Annotated in this window: 11 protein-coding genes; 8 read left to right on the top strand and 3 right to left on the bottom strand. The window is 32.0% G+C overall.

The genetic code is table 11. From position 1 onward, the window contains the following. Positions 1 to 6: 6 nt before the first annotated feature. A complete protein-coding gene (gene trkA / locus ACJBCC_RS00900; RefSeq protein WP_299099084.1) occupies positions 7 to 1,356 on the bottom strand; it encodes a Trk system potassium transporter TrkA in 1,350 nt (449 codons plus the stop codon). 260 nt (positions 1,357 to 1,616) lie between these two features. Here trkA and ubiE point away from each other — a divergent pair, with 260 nt between their 5' ends. Continuing rightward, complete coding sequence (gene ubiE, locus ACJBCC_RS00895; protein WP_299099083.1) at positions 1,617 to 2,348, top strand: bifunctional demethylmenaquinone methyltransferase/2-methoxy-6-polyprenyl-1,4-benzoquinol methylase UbiE; 732 nt, start codon at positions 1,617 to 1,619, stop codon at positions 2,346 to 2,348. A 1-nt stretch (position 2,349) separates the two neighbouring features. Further along, complete coding sequence (locus ACJBCC_RS00890; protein WP_407556144.1) at positions 2,350 to 3,066, top strand: porin family protein; 717 nt, start codon at positions 2,350 to 2,352, stop codon at positions 3,064 to 3,066. Here the strand turns inward: ACJBCC_RS00890 and ACJBCC_RS00885 are convergent. After that, a complete protein-coding gene (locus tag ACJBCC_RS00885) occupies positions 3,047 to 3,787 on the bottom strand; it encodes an RNA methyltransferase (RefSeq protein ID WP_299099079.1) in 741 nt (246 codons plus the stop codon). The two genes, ACJBCC_RS00890 and ACJBCC_RS00885, sit on opposite strands and share 20 nt — an antisense overlap. 234 nt (positions 3,788 to 4,021) lie before the next feature. On the opposite strand from ACJBCC_RS00885, the gene ACJBCC_RS00880 reads away from it, so the two are divergent. The 4 genes from ACJBCC_RS00880 to ACJBCC_RS00865 all read left to right on the top strand — a co-directional run bounded on the left by ACJBCC_RS00880 (position 4,022) and on the right by ACJBCC_RS00865 (position 9,865). After that, a complete protein-coding gene (locus ACJBCC_RS00880) occupies positions 4,022 to 6,535 on the top strand; it encodes a BamA/TamA family outer membrane protein (protein WP_407556143.1) in 2,514 nt (837 codons plus the stop codon). A gap of 206 nt (positions 6,536 to 6,741) precedes the next feature. Then, positions 6,742 to 7,809 carry a class II fructose-bisphosphate aldolase gene (gene fbaA, locus ACJBCC_RS00875; protein WP_407556142.1) on the top strand — a complete coding sequence of 356 codons (1,068 nt, stop codon included), beginning with the start codon at positions 6,742 to 6,744 and terminating at the stop codon, positions 7,807 to 7,809. Positions 7,810 to 8,060: 251 nt separating this feature from the next. After that, a complete protein-coding gene (gene accD / locus ACJBCC_RS00870; protein ID WP_299099073.1) occupies positions 8,061 to 8,918 on the top strand; it encodes an acetyl-CoA carboxylase, carboxyltransferase subunit beta in 858 nt (285 codons plus the stop codon). A gap of 410 nt (positions 8,919 to 9,328) precedes the next feature. Then, positions 9,329 to 9,865 carry a hypothetical protein gene (locus ACJBCC_RS00865; protein WP_299099072.1) on the top strand — a complete coding sequence of 179 codons (537 nt, stop codon included), beginning with the start codon at positions 9,329 to 9,331 and terminating at the stop codon, positions 9,863 to 9,865. Positions 9,866 to 9,926: 61 nt separating this feature from the next. Here ACJBCC_RS00865 and ACJBCC_RS00860 read toward each other — a convergent pair whose 3' ends face one another. After that, entirely contained in the window at positions 9,927 to 11,036 is a 1,110-nt protein-coding gene (locus ACJBCC_RS00860) for a PAS domain S-box protein (protein ID WP_299099070.1), read from the bottom strand. A 192-nt stretch (positions 11,037 to 11,228) separates the two neighbouring features. On the opposite strand from ACJBCC_RS00860, the gene rpsO reads away from it, so the two are divergent. Then, positions 11,229 to 11,498, top strand: coding sequence for a 30S ribosomal protein S15 (gene rpsO / locus ACJBCC_RS00855; RefSeq protein WP_299099068.1), 270 nt, complete (start codon positions 11,229 to 11,231; stop codon positions 11,496 to 11,498). Positions 11,499 to 11,812: 314 nt separating this feature from the next. After that, a complete protein-coding gene (locus ACJBCC_RS00850) occupies positions 11,813 to 14,059 on the top strand; it encodes a polyribonucleotide nucleotidyltransferase (protein ID WP_299099066.1) in 2,247 nt (748 codons plus the stop codon). Positions 14,060 to 14,096 lie beyond the last annotated feature (37 nt).

Genomic DNA, 14,096 nt, shown 5'->3' with positions numbered 1-14,096 from the left:
AATCAATTATGTGAAAAAAGTTTCAACTTCAGAAATTGAACGTGGCAAACAACATACGACAACTCTATCACCAGCTTCAATTCTAAAACTTCCTAAAGGAATTAAACCTTTTCCATCTCTAATAACACCTCCAAAAATTGCTGACCTAGGAAATTTTAAATCCTTAATCTGCTTATTAGTGATTTTACAATCTGGTTTTACAACAAACTCTAGCAGTTCTGCATTCATATTTGTAAGTTTAGTCATTGCTACAACTTCACCTTTTCTTATATATCTAAATATATTATTCGCAGCCAGCAACTTTTTATTAATCAATGTATCAATTCCTATGGATTGAGATAATTGATAATAATCCATATTTTCAACTAAAGCAATTGTCTTTTTTACACCTTTTGATTTGGCAAGTAGACAAGACATAATATTAGTTTCTGAATTACCTGTTACGGCAATAAAAGCATCCATATCAGAAATATTTTCTTCATCTAATATCTCAACGTTTCTTCCATCACCACAAATAACTAATGCATTTGGTAAATCTTCAGCTAATTCTTCTGCAACACCTCTTTTACTCTCAACTACCTTAACATTAAATTTACTCGCACAAAGATCTTTAGCGGTTTTATAGCCAATTTGACTTCCACCAAGAATCATAATATCCTTTATCTCAACTTTTACTTTACCAGATAACTCAAATAATTCTTCATCACCACCTTTGCTAGTCATAAAAACTACTTTATCACCTTCCTTAAATATGGTATCGCCTCTTGGGATTATGGTATATTGAGTTCCCAAGCGCTGAATTGCAATTGGGATAAAGTGAAGTTCAGAATATAATTCCGCTGCTTGTTTTACCGTTTTATCAACAAAAGTTGCCGTTCTAGAAATACGCAAACCTAACATAGTTAATGCGCCATCCTCAAACTCATAAGTATCATTAAATCCATATTGATTTAACAATAACTCAATTTCTGAAGCAGCTAAAGATTCTGGAGAAATTAATTCATCAATTCCAATATTTGAGAACCCTACAGTTTCCTTATGCTCTATAAATTCTGTATTAGATATACGCGCTATAGTTCTTTTAGCACCTAATTGCTTCGCTAATACACAAGCCGTTATATTTGTAGTTTCGGATGATGTTACTGCAATAAATAAAGCAGAAGTTTCAATACGCGCATCTCTTAATACCTCTATTGAGGTTGCATCACCTTTTATAGTTCTAATATCCAAATGATTCCCTGCATATCCTAAACTATCCTTTTTAGTATCAATTAAAGTGATTTCTTGAGACTCGTAAGAAAGAAGTTTCGCCAAATGAAATCCTACTTCACCTGCACCTGCGATAATTATTTTCATTGTAACTTGTTGAAATAAACATGCAAATATACTTATAAGTTATAAGTTAATGCGTGCCGTTAGTATTTATTGTTGTGACCACAGACAACTTAAAGAACTTACTTATTGTTATTTTTAATTCTGAAAAGTTAAAAATTCCTGTTTCTGAACGGAGAAGAGAAGTTTATAACGTATGCCTATTTGTTCGTCAAAGTATTTTTTTTCATTTCTTTATAAAACATTCAAGTGAAAAAAATCACGTATTTTTGCCAAAAATTTTTATGGCCGAAAAGATTAATCCATACAAGGACAGTGACCAATCTAAAAAGATTCAGGTTACTAAAATGTTCGATACTATCTCTAAAGAATATGATGGTTTAAACCGAGTAATTTCATTTGGTATAGATGTCAAATGGAGAAAAAAGGTTGTAGACCTCGTTGCTAAAAACAACCCTGAAAATATTTTGGATATTGCTACCGGAACAGGGGATTTAGCAATTAACCTTGCCATTACAAATGCAAAAGAAATTGTTGGTTTAGATATCAGCGATGGCATGCTAGAAGTTGGACGGCAGAAAATTAAGGATAAAAACCTAGACAATACTATTTCTATGGTTATTGGTGATTCTGAAGATTTACCTTTTGAAGACAATACATTTGATGCCATAACCGTATCTTTTGGTGTTAGAAATTTTGAAAATTTAGAAAAAGGCCTTGCAGAAATATTACGAGTATTAAAACCTGAAGGTATTTTTGTTATTCTTGAAACTTCTGTACCCACTAACCCAATCTATAAATTTGGTTATAAAGCCTACTCTAAACTTATTTTGCCAACCATAGGAAAGCTGTTTTCTAAAGACCGAGTTGCTTATAAATATTTAAGCGAATCTGCTTCTGTTTTTCCATACGGTAAAGCTTTAAACAATATTTTGACTAAAATTGGGTTTACTAATGTGAAACATCAACCCCAAACTATGGGAGTTGCTACCATTTATTCAGCATCTAAAGCATAATATGAAACGCATAGTACTCATCTTAATAATTTTATTCGTCTTTCAGGATTTGTCCGCACAAATGTTCACAAAAGAGCGTGTTACTAACAGTGTAGATAATATTGATAAAAAGTTTTTAACTTGGGGTTATTTCATTGGCTTCAATCAATATGACTTTAATTTTGATTACAACCAAAACTTAGAAGACATACAAGTTGAAACCGCTGGAGGTTTTCATTTAGGACTTATTGGAGATATGCGAATTAATGATTATTTGAATTTAAGATTAGAGCCAGGCGTATTTTTCACGACGAGAACACTTCAATACGACGAAAGTTACTTTAATGGTGTAGAATTTAATGATTCTGATTTGTTCCGAGAAGTAAAATCTACTTATGTTCATATTCCATTATTGCTAAAGGTTTCCACAAAGCGTATTAATAACTTTAAACCTTTTGTTATTGGTGGTATTTCTACGGCGTTAAATTTATCGAGTAATCAAGATAATCCTAATGATAATAGCTCTGGTGAATTTAGAATGATTAAAAACTCTTATTTTTATGAAATTGGTTTTGGTATAGATTTATATTTGCTTTATTTTAAATTCACACCTTCCATTCGTGGTATTTTTGCAATTAATGATGAAAACATTAGAGATGCAGACCCAAATAGTCCTTGGACAGGTAATATTTCAAAAATGCAAACTAGAGGACTTTTTATTAATTTAACTTTTCAATAGTTCTACGTTTAAATTCGCTAAGAACAATCGCAGTTGCATTAGCTACATTAAGACTTTCCGTAGCTTTATTTTTTCCAAATTGAGGAATAGTTAATTTTCTTTCTATTGTTGCTTTTACAGCTTCTGAAATACCATTAGCTTCATTACCTAAAACGATTATGCCTTGTTGTTCTAAAATGGACGTATATATATTGTCGCCTTCAAGCAAAGTCCCATAAACAGGCAAGTTAGACGATTCAATATAGTTTTCTAAATCTACGTACTGAACATTGACACGAGTTAGAGAACCCATTGTGGCCTGCACTACTTTATTATTAAAACAATCTACAGTATTAAAACTACAGACCAAATCTGTTATGCCATACCAATCGCAAAGTCTAATTATGGTACCTAAATTACCAGGATCTCGCACATCATCTAATGCTATAACTAAACCACCTGCCGTAGACTGATTTTGTTTTGGAATTTCAAAAATTGCTAAAGCTGTATTAGGATTTTTTAATACTGATATTTTTTTTAATTCAGCTTCAGTAATCTCAATAACTAAAGGTTGTGGTGCTTCAAAAATAGATTTAGTCGTATAGAGGCTTTTCAGTTTAAAATCTGAATTTAAAAACTCTGAAATCCCTTTAATTCCTTCAACTATAAACAAACCATTTTGCTGTCTGTTTTTTTTTAAGCTTAAACTTTTAATTAACTTTATTTGATTCTTTGATAACATTAAAATGTCTTTACATTTGTTTAACGGAACGTCTTGTTTACAAAGTAAAACTATTTTTTGGTATTATTTTGTTCAAATTAAAAGTGATAAACTATTTCTACACAGTAAATGGTATTATTTTTGTTTTGTTAGTACCATTATAAAAATCCTTAGAATTAGAGCTTGCAACAAAGAATTTCAATATTAAAAATTATTAATAAATCAATAGCGCAGTATTTACTGGTTGTTTTTTGCTTGTCACTTCTTTTTTCTTGTAATGTGGTAAAACGTGTTAAAGAAGGTGATCATCTTATTACAGACAATACCATTGTAGAAGATGGTAATACTGTAATGACAGAGCGTATTAATAATATAGTGATTCAGAAAACAAATTCTGGAATGCGTAAATTCTTTGGTTTCCCTTTAAAATTACATATATATAATCTGGCTAGACCAAATATAGATTCTATTTTAGAAGCTAATATTTTAAGTGACTCGCTAAAAGTTAAACGCAATATTTCTTTACTTTCTAAAAAGCAGTTTGATAAGTTTATAGACTTCAGAAAAAACTTTAATTCTTGGCTTAAAAGAACTGGTGAAGCGCCTGTAATATATGATGAAGACAAAACCATAAAGACAGCGAACAACCTAAGAAAATATTACTATAGTAAAGGCTGGTTTAATAACGAAGTAACTTTTGAAGCGGCAAAAGACAGTAACAAATTAGCCAAAGTAACATACAATGTAGTAAAACATAAACCCTACATTTTAGACTCTTTAAACCCTATAATTAGTAGTCCTGCTATTGATAGCATTTACCCTCAAATTGCCAAAAACACCTTATTAAAAAAAGGCGAACAATATGATTCTCAAAATTTTGAAAACGAACGCGAACGAATAAATACGTTATTAAGAAATTCTGGTTTTTATTACTTTGGCCAAGACTATATTAGATTTGAAATAGACACTATTAAAACCAATCACAAAGTACAGACTGAGCTAAGAATTGCTAACAGAATAATTAGAGGCAGTGATTCTATAACCGTTACGCCGTTTAAAGTTTATAAAATAAGAGAAGTAAATGTCTTTACCGATAGTAATTTTAATAATAGGTTTAAAGCCATTACAGATACCGTAAACTACAAAAACTATAACTTATACAGTAAAGAAAAACTTAGATTTAGAGCGAAAGCCTTAACTGATGCTATTTTTATTAATAAAGGCGATATTTACAGCGATTTAGCCAGAAGCAGAACCCAACGATATCTCAATGATCTACAAATGTTTAGGTATCCAGATATTGAATATATTGAAAACGAAGAGGACTCCACACTTACCGCCAACATTAGACTAGAGCCTAAAAAGAAATACAGTTTAAGTTTTGATCCAGAAATTAATACGAGTAATATCCAAACCATAGGTTTTTCTTTTGGTACAGGTCTAAAGATTAGAAATGTATTTAGAGGTGCTGAAACTTTAGATATCTCAGGTATTGCAGCCATTGGTGCTTCTAAAAGCAGAAATGATCCTGAAGCCGCTTTTTTTGATATTAATGAGTTTGGTGGAAATATAAGATTAACGATTCCTAGAATTTTTAGTCCTTTTAATACCAATAAAATTATACCAAAATACATGTCGCCTAGTACAAGTATTAATTTGTCTGCTACGAGTCAGCAAAATATTGGGTTAGATAAACAATCGCTTTCTGGTATATTTAGTTACAACTGGTTTCCATCTAAAACGGTAACTAATAATCTCGATTTATTTAACGTAAACTTTGTAAAAAATCTTAATACTAGTAATTATTTTGGTGTTTACACCAATTCTTATTCTAGCTTAAACTCTATTGCTGAAGATATCGGCTACATAGCAGATGGCGAAGAACTATATGATGACACGTTATCTGCGCCTTACTCGCCTGCAGATGCATTTATTGACGATGTTATAAATAACAATACAAGTCTAACCTCTAGCGATGATGATTACTCAACTGTACAAAATATAGAAGAACGTAAAGAACGACTTACGGAAGACAACCTTATTTTTTCTAGCAGTTTTGATTATAAAAAAGACAACCGAAAAAACATTTTTGATAATGATTTTTCCATTTTTAAATGGCGAGTAGAATCAGCTGGTGTTTTATTATCTGCTATTTCAGACTTATCAAGCGTTTCTAAAAACGAAGCTGGTAATTATGAAATATTTGATGTGGCCTTTTCTCAATATATCAAAACGGAAATAGATTATATAAAATATATAGATTTAGGAAGACAGAACGTTTTGGCATTTAGATCTTATGCAGGCATAGCTATACCTTACGGCAATTCTAACAGTGTTCCTTTTGCAGAAAGTTTCTTTGCTGGTGGACCAAACGACAACAGAGCTTGGTCTGCTTATAATTTAGGACCAGGCAGCTCTAATTCTACAAATGAATTTAATGAGGCGAATTTTAAATTACATTTAAGCGCAGAACAACGTTTCAATATATTTGGTCAATGGCATGGTGCCATTTTTGTTGATGCTGGTAATATTTGGAATGTTTTAGATAATGTAACAGATGAAGGAGCAACTTTCACAGACTTCTCATCTCTTAAAGATATCGCTGTCGGTTCTGGTTTTGGTATTAGATATGATTTTGATTTCTTTGTTTTACGATTTGATACCGGATTTAAAACCTATGATCCTTCTCAGGAAAGTAGTAATCGTTGGTTTAGAAATTACAATTTTACCAATGCCGTTTATAATATTGGTATCAACTACCCTTTTTAAAATTCATATTAATTTTAAGCTCCTCTGCTCAAAACCATCTTATTTTGCATTTCTTTAAATACAAGAATTTGAAGAAATTAAAATCTGTTTTATCTAAATAATATGAGATTCGAACTACATCGTTTTCGGTATTTTATACTACTTCAATCTATTAAAACTCTTAAAAATTGCGTATTTTTGAGTACTAAATTTTCAATTCAATAATTATGAGTCATAATATTAAACCTGGCGTTGCTACAGGTAAAGAAGTTCAGAATATTTTTAACTATGCAAAAAAGAAAGGTTTTGCCTTACCTGCAGTAAATGTTATAGGATCTAATACTATAAATGGTGTTTTAGAAACAGCAAAATCTTTAAACGCACCTGTTATCATTCAATTTTCGAATGGTGGAGCGCAGTTTAACGCTGGAAAAGGTTTAGGAAACGAAGGACAAATTGGAGCTATAAATGGTGCAATTGCAGGAGCAAAACATGTTCACCAAATGGCAGAAGCCTATGGTGTACCTGTAATTTTACATACAGATCACTGTGCTAAAAAATTATTACCATGGATTGATGGTTTATTAGATGCTAGTGAACAGCATTTTAAAGAAACAGGGAAACCGCTTTATAGTTCTCATATGATTGATTTATCTGAAGAGCCAATTGAAGAAAATATCGAAATCTGTAAAAAATACCTTGAGCGTATGAGCAAAATGGGCATGACTTTAGAGATTGAATTAGGTATCACAGGTGGTGAAGAAGACGGAGTTGATAACAGCGATGTTGATGCTTCAAAATTATATACACAACCAGAAGAAGTAGCTTATGCCTACGAAGAATTAAGTAAAGTAAGTGACCAATTTACAATTGCTGCGGCATTTGGTAACGTGCATGGTGTATACAGACCTGGAAATGTAAAATTAACTCCAAAAATTTTAAAGAATTCTCAAGATTTCATTACTGAAAAATATGGTGTTGAGCACAATCATATTGATTTTGTTTTTCATGGTGGATCAGGATCTACTGTTGAAGAAATTAGAGAAGGAATTAGCTATGGTGTTATTAAGATGAACATTGATACAGATATGCAATATGCCTTTTTGAGCGGTGTTAGAGATTATGTACAAGATAAAAAAGACTACTTACAAACTCAAATAGGTAATCCAGATGGCGATGATGTGCCTAACAAAAAATATTACGATCCTCGTGTTTGGTTACGTAAAGGTGAAGATGCTTTTGTTGAAAGACTTAAAAAAGCATTCGAAGATTTAAATAACGTAGATACTTTATAGAGAGCATCTTAAAATATTTAAAACCCGTTAAGACTTATTATCAGAGTTTTAATGGGTTTTTGTTTGCATATAAAATTCAAAATTCGAGATACTTTGTGCATTTTTTGAGTTATATTTAATAAAATAGTAATTTTGTACGCTTTATTATTACAAACAATAACTAACTAAACAAACTAGATTATTCGTTTTTTCAACCAATAATCATAAACCTATCTCACGGATAAACGAGGGATTAAAATCGTAACCTAAATATGGCTTGGTTTAAAAGAAAAGAAAAAGGTATTCATACCTCAACAGAAGAAAAAAAAGATACTCCTAAAGGTCTTTGGTATAAATCTCCAACCGGAAAAATAATTGATACTAAAGAACTTGAACAAAATTTTTATGTAAGTCCAGAAGATGGGTATCACGTAAGAATTGGTAGCAACGAGTACTTTCAAATTTTATTTGATGATAATAAATATAAAGAGTTAGACCCAGATTTAACTTCTAAAGATCCACTGAAGTTTGTTGACACAAAAAAATATCCTGATAGGTTAAAAGCAGCACAAGCTAAAACAAACCTAAAGGATGCTGTACGCACAGCTGTTGGTAAATCTAACGGCAAGGATTTGGTTATAGCTTGTATGGACTTTAGTTTTATTGGTGGTTCTATGGGTAGTGTTGTTGGCGAAAAAATAGCCAGAGCAGCAGAATACGCCTACAAGAAGAAGACGCCTTTTATGATTATCAGTAAGTCTGGTGGTGCACGCATGATGGAAGCCGCATTATCGTTAATGCAATTAGCAAAAACTTCTGTTAAATTAGCTCAATTGGCAGATGCAGGTATTCCATATATATCGTTATGTACTGATCCAACAACTGGAGGTACAACAGCATCATTTGCGATGTTGGGTGATATTAATATTGCTGAACCGGGAGCATTAATTGGTTTTGCTGGCCCTAGAATTGTACGAGATACAACAGGTAAAGAATTGCCAGAAGGGTTTCAAACTTCAGAATTCTTATTAGAACATGGATTTTTAGATTTCATTACGCATCGAAAAGATTTAAAAAACAAAATAAATTTATACATTGACCTAATTACAAATCAACCTGTAAGAGCATAAATTTTAAATTTTATTCGTACACAACTATATAAAGGAGATGGAAAACATCTCCTTTTTTTTATTGATATTACGTCAAACAATTATTACTTATTAGTTTATTACTGTAATGCTCTTAAAAAACTAAAATCGTAATGTAAAATTACGTGAGATGTACTTAGAAAAAGATATGTGTATCCCTCTTACGTAAACCAATTGTTATAGATCACTTCTTTAACATCTTTTTATTCTGGATGAATTAATCTTAAGAATTTTAATTCATAATTTATCTCATAGCTATATTATATAAAAAAGGCAAACAAACAAAACACATAATAAACTGCATGTCAGTATTTTAAAAAAAAAATCATATATTGCGCACTAACCAAGTTTACTTTTAACCAAAACAAAAAGAAACTAAAAAAACCTTAAAAATGAAAATTAAAACAAAAGTTGGACTTTTATTATTACTATTTATATCAGCGTTTTCTTGTGATGAACTCGATGAAATAACTGAGATAGACATTACTCAAGATTTTACGAGAACATTTAATGTGTCTGTACAAGAGGATTCTGAAGGTCAACCACAAAGTTTTTCTTCTGCCATAACCCTAGATATTACGGATAATGAAGACATTCAAAATAATATAGATTTAATTCAAAATATCTCTATTAATTCTATTACCTATGAAATTATAAATTTTTCAGGTTCAGAGGATGCTATGCTAACGGATGGCCAATTAACTTATGGCACCAATTCTATAACTGTTTCTAATATTAACCTTGAACAATCTGATATTGATAATACAATTTATACCATTTCGGATACGAGTGGATTTAATTCCTTGGCTAACGATTTAGAAAATGATCAAGTCGTTAATATGTCTTTAACAGGAACGGTTAACGAAACACCTGTAGCTTTTGACGTTGAGGTTACTTTTGATTTAACAGTTACCATAGATGTTTTATAAACAGTAATTGATTTTTTAAAAAGCCTTTAAAATTAATTTTAAAGGCTTTTTAATTTTAGTTTCAACTGGCCTTTTTTAAGAACACAGAGAATTCGGTACCAACACCAACTTCACTAGTAATTTCAACCTTTCCTCCTAAAGATTCAATATGATTTTTGGTTATAAATAATCCAATACCAATAGCATCTTCGTTTTGATGAAAGGTTTTATACATTTGAAAGAGTGTATCTCCAAATTTATTTAAGTCTATGCCAAGGCCATTATCAGATATTTTTAAAACAACAAAATCGTTTTCTATATGAGAACTAATCTCAATAATTGGTTTTCTATCTTCAGATTTATATTTTATCGCGTTAGTAAGAAAATTAAGAACAATACTATCTAAGTAAGCTGGTTTTCCCATAACACAAATATCTTCATCAACTTCATTATAAATAGTTGCCTCTGCATTTTGCGCTAATGCAATAATATTATAAGTTGCCTTCTCTACATAATCAAACAAGTTAAGCGGCTCTAAAATTGCACTATCTATTTCTCTAATTTTTGCTACTTGGGTTAAATGATCTACGGTTTCTTGCAAATTAGAAACTGCTTTTTTTAGTAGTTGAAAATTGTCATTAGATTTTATAGTAGAAAAATCCTCTTCAATAAAATCGGTTAATAAAGACAAATTACCAGAGTGTGATCTTAAATTGTGAGTAACAATATTAGCAAACGACTTTAGTCTGTCGTTCTGTTCTTCTGCCACACTTAGCATTAATTTTAATTTATCTTGATTTCTTTGTCTATTTGTAATATCCGTAAACTGCCAAATCATATGCGCTCTTCCTTCTTTGAAATATACCAAAGACACATAAATTAAAACCCATATTATAGAACCGTTTCTATGAAAGTAGCGTTGTTTTACGCGATATTTATCAATGTTACCACTAATAAGGTCTTCATATTTTTTTTCATGAACTCCAAGATCCTCGGCATAGACAATATTATTAATGTCCATGTTAAATAATTCCCATCGTGTATAACCAAAGATATCGCAAACACTTTCGTTTACTTTTAACCAATTACCATCTAAGTTTACTATGGCTATTCCGTTATAAGTATTATTAAAGGTACGTTCTAATACGTCATAAGCATTAGAGAAATTTCGAAGATGATTTGTGACTTTCATGTATTAATTTTAAATAGATTAATCTTTCTTGAAAGTTATTAGTTAGTAAGGGTTAACTGGGCAAAATCAATATTTAAATTGTAATCAATATTAAAAGTTACGAAAAAAAAGCCAAATCGCAAAAAAATAGTATATTTGCCGATCGAAAGAAAAACTTTCGTGTACATAACAATCATTTACAATAATATTAGAATGTATTTAACAAAAGACGCAAAAGAAGAAATCTTCGCAAAACACGGTAAAGGAAAAAACGATACTGGTACAGCAGAAGGACAAATTGCTTTATTTACAGCAAGAATTAACCACTTAACAGAACACTTAAAGAAGAATCGTAAAGATTATAATACTGAGCGTTCGTTAGTAAAATTAGTAGGTAAGCGTCGTGCTTTACTTGACTACTTAACTAAGAAAGATGTCTTAAGATATCGTGCAATAGTAAAAGAATTAGGATTAAGAAAATAATCTCAATAAAAAGACCACGCTAACCAGCGTGGTTTTTTGTTTGCGTTAGGGATTGCAGAGAAAAGCCCACAGCCCAACGAAGGAGGTGCGAGGACTTGAAACGGAAAGCCCGACCCTTGTGGTAACGCCCAAAGAATATAACTCTAACGTAAGAGTATAAATGACGTAAAAATAGAAGAAGCTAGTTTCCGAAAAGGTTCGGAACTAAAGGTTTTTCATTGGTCTAAACAACAACGACAACTACAACAACACAACGACCATTGTTTAACACTGTTCTAACGAGCGATAATGCGTTAGAATTTAGAACTAAAATTATGATTCCAAAAGTATTTAAAGAGGTCATTGACCTTGGTGATGGTAGAGAAATTTCTATTGAAACCGGAAAATTAGCAAAACAGGCACATGGTTCTGTTGTTGTTCAATCAGGGAAATGTATGTTATTATGTACAGTTGTTTCCAATTACAAACAAGCAGATGTTGACTTTTTACCATTAACAGTAGATTATAGAGAGAAATTTGCTGCTGCTGGTCGTTATCCAGGTGGTTTCTTTAAAAGAGAAGCTAGACCTAGTGACGGAGAAGTTTTAACAATGCGTTTAGTGGATAGAGTTTTACGTCCATTATTCCCAAAAGATTACCACTCTGAAACTCAGGTAATGATACAATTAATGTCTCACGACCCAGAGGTTATGCCAGATGCTATGGCAGGTTTAGCCGCTTCGGCTGCTATTCAATTATCAGATTTTCCATTTGAATGTGCTATCTCTGAGGCTAGAGTTGGCCGTGTAAATGGTGAATTCATTATTAACCCAACTAGAGCGCAATTAGAAGAGTCTGACATCGATATGATGATTGGAGCATCTGCTGATTCTGTAATGATGGTTGAAGGTGAAATGGATGAGATTTCTGAAGAAGAAATGACTGAAGCTATTAAATTTGCTCACGAAGCTATTAAGGTACAATGTGCTGCCCAAGAAGCTTTAGCAAAAGCTTTTGGCAAAAAAGATGTACGTGAGTATGATGGTGAAAGAGAAGAAGCTGATTTAGCTGCTAAAATTCACGATATGGCTTATGATAAGGTTTACGCAATTGCTCAAGCAGGATCTGCTAAGCATGAACGTAGTGCTGCATTTGCAGAAATAAAAGAAGAAATAAAGGCTAGTTTTTCTGAAGAAGAACAAGCAGATTACGGTGGGTTAATTTCAAAATACTATGCTAAAGCTGAAAAAGCTGCAGTTAGAGATTTAACACTGAACGAAGGTTTACGTTTAGATGGACGTAAAACAGATGAAATTAGACCTATTTGGAGTGAGGTTGATTATTTACCTTCTACACATGGATCTGCTGTATTTACACGTGGGGAAACTCAAGCTTTAGCTACGGTTACTCTAGGTACAAGTAGAGAGGCTGCACAAATTGATATGCCATCTTACGAAGGTGAAGATCGTTTCTATTTACATTATAACTTCCCTCCTTTTTCTACAGGTGAAGCTAGACCAATACGTGGAACATCTCGTCGTGAGATAGGACATGGTAACTTAGCACAACGTGCTTTAAAAGGTATGGTTCCTGATGATTGTCCTTACACAGTGCGTGTGGTTTCAGAGATATTAGAATCTAATGGTTCTTCTTCTATGGCTACCGTTTGTGCTGGTACAATGGCAATGATGGATGCTGGTGTGCAACTTAAAAAGCCTGTTTCTGGTATTGCAATGGGATTAATTTCTGATGCAGATTCTGGAAAATATGCTGTTTTATCTGATATTTTAGGTGATGAAGATCACTTAGGTGACATGGATTTTAAAGTTACTGGTACTGCAGATGGTATTACAGCTTGTCAAATGGATATTAAAGTAAAAGGATTGTCTTATGAAATTCTTGTTAATGCTTTAAAACAAGCGCGTGACGGTCGTTTACATATTTTAGGTAAAATTACCGAAACTATTGAAACACCTAATGCAGATGTTAAAGATCATGCACCTACTATGGTTTCTAGACGTATTCCTAATGAATTTATTGGAGCGTTAATTGGACCTGGAGGAAAAGTGATTCAAGAAATGCAAAAAGAAACAGAAACTACTATCGTTATTAACGAAGATCCTGTTACTGAAGAAGGTATTGTTGAAATTTTAGGTGTTGGTAGTAAAGGTATTGATGCTGTTATGGCAAAAATTGACTCTTTATTATTTAAGCCTGAAGTTGGTAGCGTTTACGAAGTAAAGGTTATTAAAATGCTAGATTTTGGAGCGGTTGTAGAATATGTTGAAGCACCAGGAAACGAAGTATTACTGCACGTATCTGAGTTAGCTTGGGAACGTACTGAAAACGTAAGCGATGTTGTAAACATGGGCGATGTTTTTGATGTAAAATACTTTGGTATAGACAAACGTACTCGTAAAGAAAAAGTATCTCGTAAGGCGATTTTACCAAAACCAGAAGGTTATGTGGAAAGACCACCAAGAGATAACAACCGTGGACGTGATAACAGAGGTAGAGATAATCGCGGACGTGATAATAGACGTGATGATCGTAAACCAAGAAACGATAAGAAAGAAGATTAATTCTTTTTAAAGTTTATAATATTAAAGCCTGTTTCAA

This window comes from Winogradskyella sp. 4-2091, from assembly GCF_045765065.1.
GTDB lineage: Bacteria > Bacteroidota > Bacteroidia > Flavobacteriales > Flavobacteriaceae > Winogradskyella.
This window is presented reverse-complemented; position numbering and strand designations above follow the sequence as displayed.

Bases quoted from the DNA above. Each gene is read 5' to 3' on its own strand.
- trkA (WP_299099084.1), bottom strand. From the start codon at position 1,356: ATGAAAATAATTATCGCAGGTGCAGGTGAAGTAGGATTTCATTTGGCG.
- ubiE (WP_299099083.1), top strand. From the start codon at position 1,617: ATGGCCGAAAAGATTAATCCATACAAGGACAGTGACCAATCTAAAAAG.
- ACJBCC_RS00890 (WP_407556144.1), top strand. From the start codon at position 2,350: ATGAAACGCATAGTACTCATCTTAATAATTTTATTCGTCTTTCAGGAT.
- ACJBCC_RS00885 (WP_299099079.1), bottom strand. From the start codon at position 3,787: ATGTTATCAAAGAATCAAATAAAGTTAATTAAAAGTTTAAGCTTAAAA.
- fbaA (WP_407556142.1), top strand. From the start codon at position 6,742: ATGAGTCATAATATTAAACCTGGCGTTGCTACAGGTAAAGAAGTTCAG.
- accD (WP_299099073.1), top strand. From the start codon at position 8,061: ATGGCTTGGTTTAAAAGAAAAGAAAAAGGTATTCATACCTCAACAGAA.
- ACJBCC_RS00865 (WP_299099072.1), top strand. From the start codon at position 9,329: ATGAAAATTAAAACAAAAGTTGGACTTTTATTATTACTATTTATATCA.
- ACJBCC_RS00860 (WP_299099070.1), bottom strand. From the start codon at position 11,036: ATGAAAGTCACAAATCATCTTCGAAATTTCTCTAATGCTTATGACGTA.
- rpsO (WP_299099068.1), top strand. From the start codon at position 11,229: ATGTATTTAACAAAAGACGCAAAAGAAGAAATCTTCGCAAAACACGGT.
- ACJBCC_RS00850 (WP_299099066.1), top strand. From the start codon at position 11,813: ATGATTCCAAAAGTATTTAAAGAGGTCATTGACCTTGGTGATGGTAGA.